Source organism: Alcanivorax xiamenensis, assembly GCF_009846745.1.
Lineage (GTDB): Bacteria > Pseudomonadota > Gammaproteobacteria > Pseudomonadales > Alcanivoracaceae > Alloalcanivorax > Alloalcanivorax xiamenensis.
On sequence record NZ_AQPF01000024.1, the window covers coordinates 19,454 to 37,255 of the forward strand.

Sequence of the window (17,802 nt, forward strand, 5' to 3'; positions counted from 1 at the left end):
CCAGTTTACCAATATTTCGCGGAATGGCCCGTACTTGGGCGCGGGGATGGATAGCAGGCCCCTAGTACGGTTTTGCTTGCCGCGCAATGCCTTGGTCGGTGCGCCGCCGACGCTTCCGGCAAAATAGCTCGGGCTCCATAGGGCGTTCTTCATGTAGGCTGGTTTCATCAGATCAGGAGGGCATCAGCTTAAGCCTCCAGCTGGAGACACCCTTCATGCTGTTCACCAAATAAGATACCGACACATTGTATAATCGGGACCATGAAGCAAACCAAGACCCTAAAGGTTCGAGTGAAGGACAAGCACGCCACCCAGCTCAATCGTATGGCGCGTAGCGTGAATTTCGTCTGGAACTACCTTAACGAGCTGAGTTCTCGGTCGATCCGTGAGCGCGGGGTCTTTCTGTCTGCCTACGATATGGATCGCTACACCAAGGGGGCCAGCAAGGACCTCAACCTGCATTCGCAGACGCTCCAAGAGGTCTCCCGAGAGTATGCGACACGCCGCCAACAGTTCAAGAAACAACGGCTTGCCTGGCGAAAGTCCCGAGGTACCCGCCGTTCTCTCGGCTGGGTTCCTTTCAAGACCGGGGCAGCCAAATGGAAAAACGGGCAAGTCTTCTACAATGGCAGCTACTTCAAGGTTTGGGACAGCTATGGGTTGAGCCAGCACAGGTTCCGCTCCGGCAGCTTCAACGAGGATACCCGAGGCCGCTGGTACTTCAATGTAGTGGTCGAAGTAGAGGTTCAGCCTTCGACTGGACAGGGTGCCGTCGGCATCGACTTGGGACTGAAGGACGTGGCCACTTGTAGCGACGGTGAGAAGCTGGAGAACGGTCAGTTCTACCGCGACTTGGAAGCCAGGCTGGCCACAGCTCAGCGCGCCCGCAACAAGCGTCGGGTGAAGGCCATCCACGCCAAAATCACGAATCGGCGCAAGGATGTACTGCACAAGTTCTCCCGTCGGCTGGTTAATCAGCATGGCGAAATCTATGTGGGCGACGTAAGCCCACTGAAACTCGCGAAGACCCGTATGGCCAAGTCAGTACTGGACGCTGGCTGGGGCCAACTAAAGACGATGCTGGAATACAAGTGCGATCACGCAGGCATCGTCTTCCAGGAGGTTCGCGAGGCGTACACCAGCCGCACCTGCTCGTCCTGTGGCTCGCTCAGCGGGCCACAAGGCGTAAGCGGGCTGCGAGTAAGAGACTGGGAGTGCGTGGAGTGTGGTGCGCTCCACGACCGGGACGTGAATGCCGCCCGGAATATCCTCAGTCTCGCGGCGGGACATCGCCGTCCAGAAGTGGAAATCTCCGCCCTTTAGGGCGGAGAGGATGTCAAGCTATTTGATCGCCACCGGGTTCACCGGCGCGCCGGTGCCACCTTCCATCTTCAATGGCGCCGCCACCAGAAGGAAGTCGTATTTGCCGTCCTTGGCGCTGTCCGCCGCCAGATCATCAAGCCACCATATCTCCGAAAGCACCACGCCCAGGTCGCGCATGAAGGCACCATGCAGGGGAATAATCATGGTTTCGCCATCGATCTGTTGGGACACTTTCTCGATGGCCAGGTTATCCGAGGCGATCATCGGAATTTCCATCTCATCCACCCAGCTCACCAGTTCCTTGCTGTAGCACAGACCCGGCTCGGTGTAGGCCTCCCACTTGGCATCGGGCTCTTCCTCCCAGAACCGGGCGATGGAACCGGTACGAATGACCAGGATGTCCCGCTTGTTGATTTTCACCTTCTGCGCCTCGGCGGTCTCCTTGAGATCCTTCAGGTCAACGCAGGTGTTCGGCGGCAACCGGAACGGCGCGCTTTGGTTCTGGTGGCGGCCCACATCCAGGAGCACGGCGCGACCGACGATGCCTTTCTTGCCCAATTGCGCTACGTCCGCGTGAGCGTGACCGTGCACCGTGGTCTGATCGCTCTTGCCGCCGTAGACCTGCTCGCCATACCAGGCATGGGCCAGGCTATCCACATGGGTGGTGCCCTGTAGATAGAGGAAAGCCGCGTCATCGGAATACTTGATACCGCCAGGCAGAGGATCGGCCTTGCCGGCGGCATAGACACTGGCGTCACTGGCCATGAAATGCTGGGTGGGAATACGCCCGGGGAATACCGGCCCGCTCCCCGAGGTCATTGGAATCTGCAGGGTGAAGACACGCCCCTTGCTGACCGCTTTGAGTCCGGTCAGCACCGACTCGTCGGCAAGGTAGTTCAGCGCGCCGACCTGATCATCTTCTCCCCATTTACTCCAGTTGTTGGGGGCATCCTTTTGCAATCGCTCCATGGCGGTTTCCGCCAACAGCGGCGACACCGAGGCCAGCAGACAGCCGGCCAGGAAACACCGACATCCCGACCGAAGACCCGACATTGTTGTTTTCATACGTCTCTCCCGATTTGCTGTGTTATTTCGATTTATCTAAACACAACCACCGGTATTACCGCATCCGCGCGCGCTTATGGGCGCCGCGCGGAGACTTCAACGGTGGAGAATCGGGAAGGGAGTCAGTCCTGGCATTGGCGGCAGCGGCCGTGGATTTCCACCGGTTGCATGCCGACAACGAAATCCTGCTGGGCCAGGCTGTTGTTCAGGGCCTGCTTGAAGCGGCCTTCCATCGGTGCCTCACGCACCGCGCCGCAGCGGTCACAGACCAGAAACAGGGTGCCGTCATGGCCGTGCTCACAGGCCAGGTGACCGCAGGCGAGGTAGCGGTTGGTGGACGCCAGACGATGGGCCAGTCCGGCGGTCACCAGAAAGTCCAGTGCCCGGTAAATGGTGGGGGGCTTGGCGCCGGGGTGATGCTGGCTTTGCAGGGCATCCAGCAGATCATAGGCACTGCGCGGCCCGTCCTGCTCCAGCAGCAGTGCCATCACCTGACGCCGCTGCGGCGTCAGCCGCAGGCCTTGTTCGGCGCAGCGCTGCTCGGCGATGCGCAGTTGCTTTTCCACGGTTTCCGTCATGCGGGCTCCAGAGAGCGGAATGCGAACCGCCCATTCTACATCAACCCCCGCCGCTTTTACCCCACCGGCGGCTCACCCCAGTCGGGGAACGGGTCCTCCAGGGTGCGCCAATGGTCTTGCCCGGCCCGCAGTTCATCATCATCGAGCAGGCAGGCGTCCAGCGCGCGGCGGGCCTGCTCGGGGCTCAGATCCTGGCCGATGAACACCAGCTCCTGACGCATATCGCCGAACGGCTCCTCCCAGTTGGCAAGGATATTATCACGGTACTCCGGATCCTTCGGCCAGTGGCTTTGCGGCACCGCCTTCCAGAACAAACCGGCGGGACCGTGATGGGCGATACCGCCGGCCTGGCTCCAACTGCCGGCCCACCGCGGGCGCGAGGCGAGCCAGAAGAAGCCCTTGGAGCGCAGCAGCTTGCCCTGCTCCCAGTCCTGATGAAGAAACTCGAAAAAGCGCTTGGGATGAAACGGTCGGCGCGCCTTGTAGGTGAAGCTGGCGATACCGTACTCCTCGGTTTCCGGCGTGTGCTCGCCGCGCATTTCCTTGAGCCAGCCCGGCGCCTGGCTGGCCCGTTCGAAATCAAAGCGGCCGGTATCCAGGACCCGATCCAGGTCGACCTGCCCCCGGCGGATCGGCACGATTTCCGCCTCCGGATTCAAGGCCCGCAGGGAAGCGACCACTTGCTTGAGCTCGTCCTCGTCGATCAGGTCGGTCTTGCTGACCAGCAGCACGTCGCAGAATTCGATCTGGTCCGCCAGCAAGTCCGCCACATTACGCTGATCCTCCTCGCCCAGGCTTTCTCCCACCTGTTGCAACGAGCGGGCTTCGCGGTAATCGCGCAGGAAATTGGCGCCGTCCACCACGGTCACCAGGGTATCCAGCCGCGCCACCGTGGAAAGGCTGGCGCCGCTTTCGTCCTCGAAGGTGAAGGTCTCCGCCACCGGCAACGGCTCGGAAATGCCGGTGGACTCGATCACCAGGTAATCAAAGCGCCCTTCCCCGGCCAGCCGCTGCACTTCCACCAGCAGATCCTCGCGCAGGGTGCAGCAAATACAGCCGTTGCTCATCTCCACCAGCTTTTCCTCGGCACGATTAAGACTGACCTGCTGGTTAACCAGGGCGGCATCGATATTGATCTCGCTCATATCGTTGACGATCACCGCCACCCGGCGGTTCTGCCTGTTATTGAGGATATGGTTGAGTACCGTGGTCTTGCCGGCACCGAGAAAACCGGACAACACGGTGACGGGTAAGCGTTGGGCTGGCGTCATGGCGGGCTCCTGACTGCGGGTGCCGAAAACGGCAATAAGGGCCTTGCGGGAAGGCGGATTACGACCGGGCATTTTTATCATGTTATAACATAACAATAAAGGGTTTTTCATCGAACAGCCCGAATGGGCGGGGACGGAGGCTTTGGTCCGGGCCAGCGCGGAGGCGCGGAATATCCCATTTTTGCCAACCCCTCCTCACTTATTGTTCCTTTTACATACTGCCGGGCAGGTTTTTGCTCAAATGGGAGGGTTTGGTTGCGACTTTACCTGTTTCACAGGAAAGAAACCGTCTTATCCGGCAGCGGCTTTCGTTGTCAGCGAAAGCGGTTCTCATATCGTCGGCGGAGCCATTGGTTTATCAGGAAAAAAATCAAAATGAGGGAAATTCAATGACGAAAAGGACAATGACATTGGTGGCAGTGACAATGGCGCTGGCCTCTTGCGGGGGCGGAGGCGGTGGAGGCTCTTCCAGCGATCCCGGCCCATTGCCTGAACCCACCAATGTCGCTCTGGCCGACAATGGCGGAGTAGCCAACGCCAGTTATCTCGAGGAAACCGCCGGTCTGGTCAATGACGGCGATACCCAACCGTATGATGGGTACTACTGGCAGGGCAATGTCCAGGGTGATTACGTGCAAATCACCTTTGATCGGGCTTACACCATCAGTGAGTTTGCCGTCTACGTTAATTTCACCGGCAACGACAACGCAGGCTACACCTCTTACTGGTTGTCAGAGGATGGCGAAACGTTCGAGCCTTTTGCATTCACCAATGACTGCAATGCCGCCACCATCGGCGGCGGCATGATTACTTGTGAAATGAAGGAGCCGCGAATCGCCAGGGCGTTCCGCGCCCAGGTGGAAATGGAGAGCAACGCCCATAACGTACACGTTTCAGAGATTGAGGTCATCGGACAGTAAACCCCACCACCCGGCGCGCCTGTGTTCACAAACCAGAACTTGTGAACACAGGAGAGCCGAATCCACTCCAATCGCATAAGTATCAATCCACCTCGTCCCAGACCGCGTCCACCTGATCCCGGGACAGCGGCGTTTCCGCCAGTAAGGCCGCTAACCAGTCACCGTCGCCGGCCTCCGGCTTGAGCGGATCCCGTGGCAACAGTTTATGGCTCAACACCAGTTTGGCCAGCGCCAGACGGCGCAAGTCATCGCCGATGCGCGCCGCTTCCCAGGCCAGGAAGACCGCCGAGGTGAAGTTGTACAACGCGCTGGCGATGCGGCGCGCATCCGCTTCCAGGGTATTGTCGCCAGCCACCCGCTCAGCGGCGGCGGTCACCTGTTCGAGCACCGACTCGAAACGCTGGCGCTCGCTGTCGGACAAGGCGCTTTCCGACAACAGTTGTTGGAGATGCTCGCTCAACACCGGCAATGTCTGTTCCCGCCGGATCGCGCGGAACACGTCCAGCGCGACAATGTTGCTGGTGCCTTCCCAGATCGAGCCCAGGTGGGCGTCGCGCAATACCCGGGCATCGGACCACTCTTCGATGTAGCCGCAACCACCACGCACTTCCATGCCGTCGGCGGCCACCTTGCGGGCATCCCGGGTGGTGCGGAACTTGATCAACGGCGTGAGGATGCGCAGCAGTTTGGCCGCCACCGCATCCCCCTGGTCCGCTCGGCGCAAACATTCCGCCGTGTGGAACACCATGCTGCGGCCCTGTTCGGCGGTGACCATCATTTTCACCAGTTGCCGCTTCAGCAACGGCAGATCGATCAGCTTGCGGCCGAACGCCACCCGGTTACGGGCAATGAACAGGGCTTCATTGATGGAGCGGCGCATCATGCCGGCGGAACGCACGCCATTGGACAACCGCGACATATTGATCATGTCGGTCATCTGCTTGAAGCCGTTGCCCGGCTCCCCCACCACATAAGCTTCCGCGCCTTCCAACACGATTTCACCGCTGGCCATGGACCGGGTGCCCAGCTTGTCCTTGAGACGGATAAGGCGATAGCGGTTGAGGCTGCCGTCGGGCAGACGGCGCGGCAGCAGGAATAACGTCAGCCCCTTGGTGCCGCCATCGCCGCCAGAGGGACGAGCCAGCACCATGGCCAGATCGGCGTCGGCGTTGGAGCAGAACCACTTGTCACCGTACAGACGCCAGACACCGTCCTCGAAACGGGCCTCCGTGGTGATCGCGCCAACGTCGGAACCGGCATCCTGCTCGGTCATGAACATGGCGCCCTGGAACAGGGTGTCTTCGTCCTGGGAGGTGAGGTCATCGATGAAGCGGTTGATCAGTTCCTGGTCACCGAACTTGCGCAGGGTGCGAGTCAGCGCATCGGTCATGCTCAACGGACAGCACAGGCCGAATTCCGCCTGCACGAACAGATAAGTAAGCCCGTATTTGACCAACGGCGGCATGATTTCCGGCCAGCCCAGCACATTGCCACGATGGGACATGGCGGCCAGACCAAAGCGGGAAAAAGCGTAGTATTCCAACCGCTGATAGGAGGGATGCTTCACCACCATCTGGGCGTCGCTGCCATCCCGGTTACGGAACCGCAATGTCGGCGGATTGCGGTCCGCTTCCCGGGCCAGCACTTCCAGCTCATCCCCGGTCAGGGCACCCAGTTCCTGAAACACCGGCTCAAGGTGATCGCGCAGTTCCGCGGGCAGATACACCGACAACAAACGAGCGAAATCCGGGTCCTGTTGGTAAGCGTTGTTCCCCTGGCTGTCCGGAATATTGCGATAAATCGCCTTGGCCATGGCAAACCTCTCTTATTCATAGTATTTATCGCATGATATAAAGGGGTTTTTCCGACCTCCAATCCGATTTTTCTATTCATCAATAGTATTTTAAGTATTCTTAATGGGAGCCGGACCATGGCCCTGACCTTCCGCCAATTGCGCTACTTCCTGGTGCTCGCCGAGGACCTGCACTTCGGCCGTGCCGCCAAACGCCTGCACATCTCCCAGCCACCACTGAGCGCCAGTCTGCGTCAGTTGGAGGAAGAGTTGGGGGTAAAGCTGCTGGAACGCAGCAGTAAACACGTGGCCCTGACACCCGCCGGGGAGGTGTTTCAGCGCGAGGCCCGGCGACTGCTGGAGAATCTGGAAGCCTCCCAGAACCTGGTGCAACGGATCGCTTCCAGCGCCTCCGGCGTGGTGCGGGTGGGGTTCACGCCGGCGATGATTTTTCGTCACCTGCCAGCGATGCTGAGGCAGTTGGAAGACGCTCACCCCGGTATCGAGGTTCAGTTGATCGAGCGTAACTCGGCGGAACAGTTGGCGGCACTGCAGGCCAGACAACTGGATCTGGCTTTCATTCATGCCATGCCGCTGCCGGACGGCATCGCCTCGCTGCCCATTGCCGATGACCCTTTCCTGGCCTGTCTGCCTCCGCATCACCCGCTGGCCTCACGGCGCTCGTTGACGCTGCGGGATCTGGCCGGCGAGCCACTGATCATGTTCAGCCGCAATCTGGCGCCGCATTATTACGACCGCATCATTTCCCAATTCCACCTGGCCGGACTGGAGCCGCAAATCCGCCACCAGGTGACGCACTGGCTGACCATCATGGCGCTGGTGGCGCATGGCATGGGTGTCTCGCTGGTGCCCAAGGCGCTGACCGGAGCACGCTTCCGCCAGGAGGTGTTCCTGCCTATCGAGGATGCCCCGGCTCATCATCAGTCGCTGTGCATCTGGCTGCGGGATCAGCCCGATCCGAGCCGGGATCTGGTCGTTGAAGTGATCACGCAATGCGTGGAAGCGACAGCGCCGCCAATGGGGCGCTGATCCCGGCCATTCGCGAGCAAGCTCGTTCCCACAGAGGGCTACGAAGTCGCTGTGGGAGCGAGCTTGCTCGCGAATGGCCAATGATGCGTTGCGACTCAGGCCGGATCGCGGAATGGCCTCACCACCGCCATGACGATCACCATGCACACCAGTGAGCAGGCGAACATGGCGGCGATCACCGACGGCAGGGTTTCCGGCAACAGCGTGGACAAGGCGCTCAACGCCCCGGCAATGCCGAACTGAGCCGCTCCCAGCAGTGACGCGGCGGTGCCGCCGTGACGGTCGAAGTACTCCATGAAGCACGCCTGGTTGTTCGGCACCACCCCACCCTGAGCGCCCACGGTGAGCATCATCGCCGGCAGAAACAGCCACACCGGGGCTTCGGTGGCGGTCATGATCGCCAGCCACACGCAGCCGACGAACTGCAGCACCAGGAAACCGCAAAGAATGTGCCGGGAAGAAAATCGGTTCAACAATACCCGGTTGGTGAGGTTGGCGATCAGCATCATCACGATGTTGGCGCCAAACATCAGCGCGAATACGCTCTCCGTGTGACCGAAATGTTCCTGATAGATAAAGGACGCGTGGGTGATGAACAGCATCATTACCGAAAACGCGAACGCCTGCAGATACAGGAACGGCAGCGCCGGGGTGATGGCCAACACTGCCTTGTAACGCTGCCAGAGCGACTCGCTTGGCGCCGCGCCGCCGCCATTGCGCGGGCCCTGCCGCAGCACGAAAAAATAAGTCAGCGGCGCCAGACAGACCGCGTACACGGCCAGAAACTGAAAAATGGTATGCCAGCTTCCCACCGCCAGAATGGCGCTGCCGATGCTTGGCGCCACCCCCGGCGCCACCACCATGATCAAACCGATCATACTGAACAGTTTGGCGGCATCCGCGCCATGCACCCGATCCCGTACCAACGCCGGCACCAGCACCGCGACGCAGCCGCCGCCGAAGGCCTGCAGCGCCCGCCAGCCCAACAACGCGGAGACCGATTCCGAGCTGCTGACGCCGAGACAAGCGACCATGAAAATGAGCAGCCCCAGATACATCACCCGCGCCCGGCCGATGGCATCGGACAGGGGCCCGCCCACCAGTTGCCCCACCGCCAGGCCGAACACGTAAATCGACAGGCTGCGGGCAATCTCGCTGATCTCCACCCCCAAAGCTTCGGCCATGCGCGGAAACGCCGGCAGATAAGCGTCCACCGACAATGGCCCCAGGGCCATGGCCAGTGCCAATATGACAGGCAAGGTAACCGGGTAAGGACGGGACATAGGAGACCTGATAGTGGGGTGAGAACGGGGGACGGCAAATAGTTGATATAGTCAAATAATAGAGACGCGCAGCGCCGATTTCAACCTCGACCCGTCTGATCGCCCGGCTCAATGAACAGAGGAACTGGAGAACAGGTTCATGACCACCACGCCGCTAATGATCAGGCCCATCCCCAGCAACGCCGGTGCATCCAGCTTTTGCCCGTAAAGCAACCAGGACAGTATCGCCACCAGCACCACGCCGAGTCCGGACCAGATCGCGTAGGCCACCCCCACCGGAATCGCCCGCAACGTCAACGACAGAAAGTAAAACGCCAACCCGTACCCCAGCACCACCACCAGCGACGGCCACAATCGGGTAAACCCTTCACTGGCTTTCAACGCCGATGTCGCCGCCACTTCAGAGACAATGGCAACCAACAGGAACAGTCCGTTTTTCACGCGTGCCTCCCATGTAGGGCTGAACTCCGGGAAGGGCATGATACCCGCCGCGAGCGGCACCAGGCACGTCCGGTTACGCTGATTACACTTCGCCGGTGTTACCGTTTTCCGTCATCGTACAGGTGCAGGGCGAACCCGCTGCCGCCGGCGCCCTCCAATCCGGGCCGCAATTCGCACTCGGGGATGGTGTAATCGCCGGCATTCTGTTGGCGGTATGCCAGCGGCGCAATGGTTTTCAGATTGCCCAGCCGTTCCCGCAACCGCCGCGCCGCGCTCTCAAAGTCCCGTTCACCGAACCGGTCCGCCTGATACACCACGAACGGCGGCAGCACCTGATAACCGGGATAGAACAGGATGCCGTGATGGATCGGGAACAACAGATCCTCTATCGGACCGTTAATACCGCGAGCGGAGTAATGCTCCCGCCAACCACCGGCGGTCACCATCAGCATGGCCTTTTTGCCGGTCAGGCTCCCCTCGCCATAGCGGTCACCCCAGCGATCATTACTGTGTTCGCCGACGCCGTAGGCAAAACCATAGGCGAACACGCGATCCACCCAGCCCTTGAGAATCGCCGGCATGGAAAACCACCACAGCGGAAACTGCAAAATCAGGGTATCCGCCCACCGCAGTTTCTCGATTTCCGCCGCCACGTCGGCGGTCAGGCCATCACCGACGAACGCATCCCTGGAGGCGCCGGGCACCTTCAACCGCGCCTCCGCCGGCAACGCCGGGAAATCGGCGCCATCCACGTGGGACTTCCAACCCCGGGCATACAGATCCGAGACTCGTACCTCATGCCCCAGCGCTTCCATCTCCGCCACCGCCACATCACGCAAGGCACCGTTGAGGGAACGGGGCTCAGGATGAGCGAACACCAGTAATACTTTCATGGATCCTCTCCATTGATTGCTCGGAGAAAGGACCATAGCCAGCGAGGCACTAATCCGGTATACCAACTCAATACATAACATTTAGCCGAAAAATGGATAAATCAAACATCAGCCTGGAGCGCCTGCGCAGTTTCGTTCGCGTGGCCGAACGTGGCAGTCTGTCCGCGGTGGCACGGGAACTTGGCATCGGCCAGTCCACCGTGACCCGTCACCTGAGGGAGTTGGAGGACGCACTGGGGGTACCGCTGCTCAGCCGCACCACCCGCCGTGTCACCGTCACCGAGGAAGGCCGCCGTTATTACAGCCGATGCGTGCAGATTCTGCGCCTGGTGGATCAGGCGGCGGCGGAGGCACGCAGTGCCCGTGGCGCCGAAGCCGGCACCATCCGCTTGTCCTGCTCCGCCGCGTTCGGCGTGCGGCAAGCCTGCCGGCTGGTTTTCGCCTTCCAGGATCGTTACCCGGACATCGATGTGGCATTCAATCTCACCGATGAACGCATCGACCTGGTTCGCGAAGGCGTGGATCTGGCCCTGCGTCTCGGCCCACTCGATGACAGCAACCTCAAGCTGCGCCCACTGGGCCGCTCCCAACGCCTGATGGTGGCCTCACCGGAGTATCTGGCCCGACACGGCACGCCCACCACCATTGAGGCGTTATCCCGGCATCAGGGTGTACGCATGACCAACGTGGCGGGCAGCGATACCCTGACCCTGCAAGGACCGGATGGCCGCCAGCACACCGTGCCCTTTGGCGGACGTCTGCGTGTCGATCATGGCCTGGCGGCCCGTGAGGCCTTCGCCGCCGGCCGTGGCCTCGGCCCCACCCACCACTGGCTGGTGGACGACCTGCTGGCCTCGGGGCGGCTGGTGCGGATTCTGCCGGACTATGCCTTGCCGTCGGTGCCGATCAATCTGTTGATCGTGCCGGAACGCGCCGGCATCACCCGGGTGCGCTTGTTGATCGATTTTCTGGTTGAGAAGATGAAAGACATTCCCGGGATGGAGCAGGCATGAAAAACAAGCTCTTGTTATGATCGCCGCTGATGCCGGCCACCACCCCATTCCCTGACCGGCCGTTCCCGGCCATCCGGAGAGACCACCACCGATTGAATCAAGGAAGCCGCATGCACTCGCTTTTCGTGGAAGAAACCTGGATCAACGCCTCCCAGGGGCGCCTTTTCGTGAAACGCTGGACACCGAAAAACGTCTCCACTCCAACGCCGATAGTCCTGTTCCATGATTCACTGGGCTGTGTCGCACTATGGCGCGACTTCCCGCAACAGCTTGCCAGCGCCAGCGGACGGGAAGTGATCGCCTATGACCGCCTCGGCTTCGGCCAATCGGATCCCCACCCCGGCAAATTGGGCCCTGACTTCGTGCGGCAGGAAGCGCGGGATGCCTTCCCCGAACTTTGTCAGGCATTGCAATTGGAAAGCGCGGTGGTATTCGGACACAGTGTCGGTGGCGGCATGGCCACGTTCTGCGCCGATGCTTTCGCCGACCGTTGCCGGGCGTTGATCACGGAGTCCGCCCAAACCTTCGTCGAGGACCTCACCCTGGCCGGCATTCGTGACGCCGACCGTGGCTTCGCCGAAAAGGAACAAATGGACCGCCTGCGCAAATACCACGGTGACAAAGCGGAATGGGTTCTCAGCGCCTGGGTCGACACCTGGCTTTCCGAACCCTTCCAGGACTGGACCCTCAATGACGCCCTGCCGCGCGTGCGTTGCCCGGTGCTCGCCATCCATGGTGACCGTGATGAGTACGGCTCGCTGATTCACCCGGAACGCATCACCTCACTCTGCGCCGGACCGGCGACGAAGAAGATCGTGCGGGACTGCGGCCACGTGCCGCACAAGGAAAAACCGGAGGAAGTGTTGGACACGATCAAGGCGTTCTTTCAGCAAAATCTGAACGGATAAACCTGACCGGTTTATGCTGAACGGCAATTTTATTCCTTCCGGATTATTGTTTTTTTATGTATCCCCAAACGGGAACGTCACATTAGCGACAACAAGGCCTCTTAGGGTTTCCCTTTCGTGCTGCAACTACTCTGAAACCAAGGTGCTTGCCGTGGATTCCCGTTTTACTCGCCGCGCTATCGTCCGGGCCATTCTGTTGGGAATGGCATCGTCGACCCTCACCGCCTGCGGCGGCGGGGGTTCCGGCTCCAACCCACCGTCCACCCCATCTACCCCGCCCCCCTCCCCAAACCAACCGGACGATCCGGAGACACCGGAGGAGCCCGAATGCCCTCCCGAGGAAACCGTCGGCGCGCAGCCCCCGCGAGGGCTTCACGCCAGTTGGACCGATCATCCTCACACCACCCGCACCCTGACCTGGTTCACCGACGGCACCACGGATCCCGGCACCCGGATTCAGTACGGTCCCGTCATTGGGGATGCGGACTCATGCTCACTCACCAACGCGGCCTTTCCTTTTGAGGTCACGGGCACGGCGCATGAGACTTACGGCGTGGAGGCCCTCACGCACGTAGCCACACTGACCGGTCTGCAAGCGGGACAGGCGGTACGCTATCGGGTCGGGTCAGACAACGGCGGCTGGAGTCCAACGCGGGTATTCGCGCCCACCCGCACCGATGGCTTTCGTTTTTGCCACTTCGGCGATCACGGACTGCGGGACGCCAGCCAGCGTGTTCTAAGCAACGTGGAAAACCAGGCGCCGGATTTTTTCATCGTCGCCGGCGATCTCTCCTACGCCAACGGCGACCAGCCGGTATGGGACCGGTACTTCGACATGCTCGAGCCCCTCGCTACCCGAGTACCGGTAATGACCTGTCCTGGCAATCATGAAAACAAGGACGGCGGCGGGCAGGGCTACCGCAGCCGCGTAAGCCAGCCGGGCAAAGGCATTTATTACGGTTTCGATTACAATCGCGTGCATTTCTTTTTCAGCACTGGTGGTTCACTGCTGACCGATTTGTCCTCCACCACCGAACTTCTGGTGGAACTGGCGGCAATGGAAAAAGACCTGGCCGAAGCCTGGCGGCGCCGGCGTGACGGCGAAATAGACTTCATCGTTTTTGTCCAGCACTACACCCTGTGGACCAACTGCGAAGGCCGCGACCCCGCCAACTTTGCCCTGGTGGCGGTGGAAGAACAAATTCTGCTGCGCTACGACGTGGACCTGGTCCTGGTGGGCCACGACCATGTTTTTGAGCGCTCGTATCCGATGGCCTACGGCAAGCCATCCGACAACGGTTATGTCCAGGTCACTCAGGGAGGCGGCGGGCAAAGTCTCTATGAGCTGATCGAGGAACCCGCCAACTGGGCCGCCGTGTCCAGGGTATGCCACGGCTTCACCGTCGTGGATGTGGAAGACCGGCGAATCCGTGCACGCAGCTACGCGGTCAGCGACGAAGACGGCAACCTGTATCCCGAGGGGGAAGAAGTACTGCTCGATGAATTCTCCCTCGCCCCCCGAGTCGCGGCACCGACAGGTATCACTCCGCTATCGACCCGGGAGCAACGGCCGGCGCGCTCACTGGCCGAACTGGATGTGGATCTGAATGCCATGCTCAAGCACACCCTGCAGCGCAACCTGACCCACGACATGAATGAAATGCACTAGCCCTGCCACACCGTCCGTGATTCAGAATCTGTAGACGAACCCGAGCAGCCCGATGGCATGCGTGTCGTCCTCGACCAGAGGACTATCCGCTGCTTCACCAAGCAGACGCGTTACCCCGACGGCTCCCCAGGCGCTGACGTTCTCCGTCATCCGATAGCTGGCCTTGATGCGGAGCGAGGCATCCTTGAAACCATCCTCCGGCTGATATGGAGCCAATCCCGATGCCGCCGACTCGGTGGCATCAATACCGAAATAACTGATCATGTATTTCTCATTGGCCCAGGTCGCGCCCAGACTCGGGGTCACCACCAACCGTTCCGTGGCGTGAATGGGATAAGCCAGAACGGCATTGACCAGCAACCCTCGCTCCACTTCGGTAATGGCCCGAGTGGTGGCCAGGGTAGCCACCACGCCCCAAAGTCTGGTCGAGACAAACAACCGTGCCCCCAAAGCACTGTCTACCTCGTCGATCCCCCTGGGCACGTCATCATCCTGGTAACCTCTCATCCAGTTAGCGCTGACGCCCGCCGTGAATCCGTCGGTATCGATGGCGGTGATGCCAATGCCCTCGCCGCTTCTGGCGAAGAAGCGACCATAGCGTGCGTCAATAAGCGGAACGGGCTCGGCCTCGTACTCATCGGCGCCCTGGTATCGGGGCAGCCCCGCGACCCCCAGGCCCAGGGCCAAATGACGGGAGCGGGCTTGTTCCGAATCCGCCGCCGCCGACGCCGAGATACCCAGCATCACCATACCCAGCGAGCATCTAAAACCCGCCTCACCCAGGCGTCTCAGCCCATCACTGTTTGTCATTTTCATTCCCCGTCAATTAAGATGCGTTGTCGCATCCTATTGGCGGACCTTCTGGCACGTCAAGATACATCAATGCATCTTAATAAAGGATTCATACAATGAAGGGACGCCGGCGCGGCGCGGATCTCGAGGCCGCTCTGCTGGAAGCAGCCTGGACGGAACTGACCGAACGTGGATATAGCGGTTTAACCATGGAGGGCGTGGCCAATCGGGCCGGCACCAGCCGGCCGGTACTGGCCCGACGCTGGAACGACAAAGCGGAACTGGCCATCGCGGCGATCCGGCAGCAGATGGCGAAGCACCCCATGGCCGTGGCGGATCGAGGTGATCTGCGCACGGAATTGCTGGAATACCTGGAGCTGGCATCCACCCGTGCCAAGGGGATCGCCGCTGTCTTCACCTTGTTCTCCAGCGAGTATTTTCAAGACACCTCCTCCACGCCGCAGGACCTGCGCACTGCCCTGTTGGCAGGCGGCAAGGAAACGCTCAGGGCACTACTGGACAGAGCGGTGGAGCGTGGTGAGATCCTGGAGCAAAACCTTGCCCCTCCGGTGGATACTCTGCTGGGCGTGCTGTTTCGTCACCACGTCCTGATGACCTTCTCACCACCGCCGGAGGCATTACGAACGGCGTGGGTGGACAGGATTTTTTTGCCGTTGGTGAAAGGCCACAAGGAAGAGTCGTAACAGCGACGAATGATAAACCTGCCGAAAATCCGGCGGATATCACTCGAAACTCGAGGGGATGAATCAAGGGGATAGTGGTGCGCCAGGAGGGACTTGAACCCCCACACCTCTCGGCACCAGAACCTAAATCTGGCGTGTCTACCAATTCCACCACTGGCGCGGGCGGGCACATTGTAGCAGCCGGCCGGGCAAAAGCCAGCCGGTCGTGGGGCTTTAGGGAACCACTGAAAAACACCTCGTCATCCCGGGGTTGACCCGGGTTCTCCCTCTGGAGGGCGCATCACTTCGTAGCGGGAGATGCCGGATCAAGTCCGGCATGGCGTTTTTCAGAGAGTCCTTAGCGCTCCAATTGATCCAGGCGGTTGTTGACCTGGATGCGATAGGCGTCGAAGGCCTGGATGGCGGCCTCGATTTCCTTGAGGCGCTCGTCGCTTTGGCCGCTGGTGCGGGTTTGCAGGCGGCTGATGGCGGTTTGCTGGTTCTTGCTTTGCTGTTCCAGCTGTTTCAGCGAATCCACCAGTACATCCACCTGAGTCTGCAACTGGCCAACCTGGGTACGCAATTGAGCGTTGCTGTCGTTGACCGACTTCACCGCGCTGTCCAGTTGCTTGCGCACCGCGTCCGCCTGGCCGCCGGCCTTGCGGATGGCATCGTCGTATCCGGCCACGGTTTTTTTCAGTTCCGCCAGGCTGGCCTGGGTGGACTGAACACTCTGGGCCTGCTTCTTGATCGCCGCGTCGTTGGCGGCAATGGCGTCTTTATTGCCCTTGTTGCTAAGGTCCCACAGTTTACGGATCTCGGAACCGTGTTCCTTCACCGTCTTGTTCAGATCGCCGACGTTGGCCTGCAGCTTGCCGTAGGACTCGGTGGCGGATTCGCCAGTCTTGGACAGCTTGGATTGCAGATCGCCGAGTTGCTCGGACGATTCACTGATGCGCGTTTCCATCTGCGCCTGTAAACGGGAGATTTCAGTGTAGAAGTAGCCCGCGACCACCGCCAGCAGTACCGCCAGCACCAGCGTGGCGGCGATCCAGCCGCCGCCACCGCTCCCCTTCTTGGAGCGCGCCGGTGGCTCATGCCGGCCGCCGCCTCCTTTTCCTCCGCCGGCACGCGGGGCCGGTTCCTTTGGCGGCGGCCGATGGTCGTTGGAATGGGGCGGATCATCCAGGGAAAGATCGTCGATATCACCCAGCTTGACGTCACGCTCTTGGGTCATAGGGCATCCTGAAGTGGTACCAGTAAAGTGGACGGGAATCTGTCAGACAGGCGGAAACGGCCGCCGTTCAAGGCACCCATATTACCGTGTCGGGAGAATCTTGTCCGGCATCGCGTCACGGCCGGTGGGGAGAGTGGGTACCGTCGCCGCCACGACGTGGCCGAAGGCCTCGTCCGGCGGCGCGGCAAGTCCACAGCGGCGCACCAGGGCACCGCCTGCGGGCAGGATCAGCCGGCGAAGTTTTTCGCGGCGAAGTCCCAGTTGATCAGGTTCCAGATGGTTTCCAGATACTTGGGACGGGCATTGCGGTAATCGATGTAATAGGCGTGTTCCCACACGTCCACGGTCAGCAGCGGCGTCTGGCCCTTGCCGTGAGCGATCGGGGTGTCGGCGTCGTCGGTGTTGACGATTTCCAGGCTGCCATCGCTGTTTTTCACCAGCCAGGTCCAGCCGGAGCCGAAGTTGCCGGCAGCTTTGGCGCTGAACGCGTCCTTGAACTTGTCGAAGGAACCAAAGGCGCTGTTGATCGCATCAGCCAGATCACCGGTGGGCGCACCGCCACCGTTGGGGCTCAGGCTGTTCCAGTAGAAGGTGTGGTTCCATACCTGCGCCGCCTGGTTGAACAAGCCGCCCTTGGCGGACTGAATGATCTCTTCCAGGGATTTGTTCTCGTCGTCCGTGCCTTTGGTCAGCTCGTTGAGCTTGGTGACGTAGGCGTTGTGGTGCTTGCCGTGATGGTATTCGAGGGTTTCCTGGGAGATGTGCGGTTCCAGGGCGTTCTTCTCGTACGGAAGCGGCGGAAGTTCAAAAGCCATAGTCATTTCCCCTGACTGTTATCTGACGTGTTGCCATTGAAGCGGATGATCGCAGCCATCCGCAGGCGG

The 17,802-nt window shown here is 60.7% G+C and carries 17 protein-coding genes, 1 tRNA gene and 1 pseudogene; 7 read left to right on the forward strand and 12 right to left on the reverse strand.

Annotated features, from left to right (window positions below; all coding sequences use genetic code 11):
* Window positions 1–81 precede the first annotated feature (81 nt).
* Window positions 82–244: pseudogene (locus A6D6_RS21895) on the reverse strand (transposase); the annotation flags it as partial.
* A 17-nt stretch (window positions 245–261) separates the two neighbouring features.
* On the opposite strand from A6D6_RS21895, the gene A6D6_RS13930 reads away from it, so the two are divergent.
* Complete coding sequence (locus A6D6_RS13930) at window positions 262–1,323, forward strand: RNA-guided endonuclease InsQ/TnpB family protein (protein ID WP_159661070.1); 1,062 nt, start codon at window positions 262–264, stop codon at window positions 1,321–1,323.
* 18 nt (window positions 1,324–1,341) lie between these two features.
* On the opposite strand, the gene A6D6_RS13935 is transcribed toward A6D6_RS13930, so the two are convergent.
* The 3 genes from A6D6_RS13935 to zigA all read right to left on the reverse strand — a co-directional run bounded on the left by A6D6_RS13935 (window position 1,342) and on the right by zigA (window position 4,237).
* On the reverse strand, window positions 1,342–2,388 hold the full coding sequence (locus tag A6D6_RS13935) for a cyclase family protein (protein WP_133491355.1): 1,047 nt from the start codon (window positions 2,386–2,388) through the stop codon (window positions 1,342–1,344).
* Between the two features lie 122 nt (window positions 2,389–2,510).
* A complete protein-coding gene (locus A6D6_RS13940) occupies window positions 2,511–2,966 on the reverse strand; it encodes a transcriptional repressor (RefSeq protein WP_133491356.1) in 456 nt (151 codons plus the stop codon).
* 56 nt (window positions 2,967–3,022) lie between these two features.
* Complete coding sequence (gene zigA / locus A6D6_RS13945) at window positions 3,023–4,237, reverse strand: zinc metallochaperone GTPase ZigA (protein WP_097058593.1); 1,215 nt, start codon at window positions 4,235–4,237, stop codon at window positions 3,023–3,025.
* Between the two features lie 251 nt (window positions 4,238–4,488).
* On the opposite strand from zigA, the gene A6D6_RS13950 reads away from it, so the two are divergent.
* Window positions 4,489–5,157, forward strand: coding sequence for a hypothetical protein (locus tag A6D6_RS13950; RefSeq protein ID WP_159661071.1), 669 nt, complete (start codon window positions 4,489–4,491; stop codon window positions 5,155–5,157).
* An 82-nt stretch (window positions 5,158–5,239) separates the two neighbouring features.
* On the opposite strand, the gene A6D6_RS13955 is transcribed toward A6D6_RS13950, so the two are convergent.
* Complete coding sequence (locus A6D6_RS13955; RefSeq protein ID WP_159661072.1) at window positions 5,240–6,970, reverse strand: acyl-CoA dehydrogenase family protein; 1,731 nt, start codon at window positions 6,968–6,970, stop codon at window positions 5,240–5,242.
* A gap of 117 nt (window positions 6,971–7,087) precedes the next feature.
* Here A6D6_RS13955 and A6D6_RS13960 point away from each other — a divergent pair, with 117 nt between their 5' ends.
* Complete coding sequence (locus A6D6_RS13960) at window positions 7,088–7,999, forward strand: LysR family transcriptional regulator (protein ID WP_159661073.1); 912 nt, start codon at window positions 7,088–7,090, stop codon at window positions 7,997–7,999.
* 95 nt (window positions 8,000–8,094) lie between these two features.
* On the opposite strand, the gene A6D6_RS13965 is transcribed toward A6D6_RS13960, so the two are convergent.
* The 3 genes from A6D6_RS13965 to A6D6_RS13975 all read right to left on the reverse strand — a co-directional run bounded on the left by A6D6_RS13965 (window position 8,095) and on the right by A6D6_RS13975 (window position 10,616).
* The gene (locus A6D6_RS13965) at window positions 8,095–9,282 is read right to left on the reverse strand and encodes a multidrug effflux MFS transporter (RefSeq protein ID WP_159661074.1); all 1,188 of its coding nucleotides are present in this window, start codon (window positions 9,280–9,282) and stop codon (window positions 8,095–8,097) included.
* Between the two features lie 108 nt (window positions 9,283–9,390).
* Window positions 9,391–9,723, reverse strand: a complete 333-nt coding sequence (locus A6D6_RS13970; protein ID WP_133491360.1) for a DMT family transporter — start codon at window positions 9,721–9,723, stop codon at window positions 9,391–9,393.
* A gap of 98 nt (window positions 9,724–9,821) precedes the next feature.
* A complete protein-coding gene (locus A6D6_RS13975) occupies window positions 9,822–10,616 on the reverse strand; it encodes an NAD(P)H-dependent oxidoreductase (protein ID WP_159661075.1) in 795 nt (264 codons plus the stop codon).
* 92 nt (window positions 10,617–10,708) lie between these two features.
* Between A6D6_RS13975 and A6D6_RS13980 the strand changes: the two genes are divergently transcribed.
* From A6D6_RS13980 to A6D6_RS13990, 3 genes are all read left to right on the forward strand, one after another.
* Window positions 10,709–11,629, forward strand: coding sequence for a LysR family transcriptional regulator (locus A6D6_RS13980; RefSeq protein WP_159661076.1), 921 nt, complete (start codon window positions 10,709–10,711; stop codon window positions 11,627–11,629).
* Window positions 11,630–11,739: 110 nt separating this feature from the next.
* Window positions 11,740–12,537, forward strand: a complete 798-nt coding sequence (locus tag A6D6_RS13985) for an alpha/beta fold hydrolase (RefSeq protein WP_159661077.1) — start codon at window positions 11,740–11,742, stop codon at window positions 12,535–12,537.
* Between the two features lie 151 nt (window positions 12,538–12,688).
* Window positions 12,689–14,206, forward strand: a complete 1,518-nt coding sequence (locus A6D6_RS13990; RefSeq protein WP_133491364.1) for a purple acid phosphatase family protein — start codon at window positions 12,689–12,691, stop codon at window positions 14,204–14,206.
* Window positions 14,207–14,227: 21 nt separating this feature from the next.
* On the opposite strand, the gene A6D6_RS13995 is transcribed toward A6D6_RS13990, so the two are convergent.
* Window positions 14,228–15,016, reverse strand: a complete 789-nt coding sequence (locus A6D6_RS13995; RefSeq protein WP_236564108.1) for a MipA/OmpV family protein — start codon at window positions 15,014–15,016, stop codon at window positions 14,228–14,230.
* A gap of 98 nt (window positions 15,017–15,114) precedes the next feature.
* Here A6D6_RS13995 and A6D6_RS14000 point away from each other — a divergent pair, with 98 nt between their 5' ends.
* Window positions 15,115–15,702, forward strand: a complete 588-nt coding sequence (locus tag A6D6_RS14000) for a TetR/AcrR family transcriptional regulator (RefSeq protein ID WP_159661078.1) — start codon at window positions 15,115–15,117, stop codon at window positions 15,700–15,702.
* 75 nt (window positions 15,703–15,777) lie between these two features.
* Here the strand turns inward: A6D6_RS14000 and A6D6_RS14005 are convergent.
* The 3 genes from A6D6_RS14005 to A6D6_RS14015 form a co-directional block, all read right to left on the reverse strand.
* Window positions 15,778–15,862, reverse strand: a tRNA-Leu gene (locus A6D6_RS14005).
* A 177-nt stretch (window positions 15,863–16,039) separates the two neighbouring features.
* Entirely contained in the window at window positions 16,040–16,918 is an 879-nt protein-coding gene (locus A6D6_RS14010) for a hypothetical protein (RefSeq protein WP_159661079.1), read from the reverse strand.
* A gap of 227 nt (window positions 16,919–17,145) precedes the next feature.
* Window positions 17,146–17,733, reverse strand: coding sequence for a superoxide dismutase (locus tag A6D6_RS14015; protein ID WP_159661080.1), 588 nt, complete (start codon window positions 17,731–17,733; stop codon window positions 17,146–17,148).
* Between the last annotated feature and the right edge of the window lie 69 nt (window positions 17,734–17,802).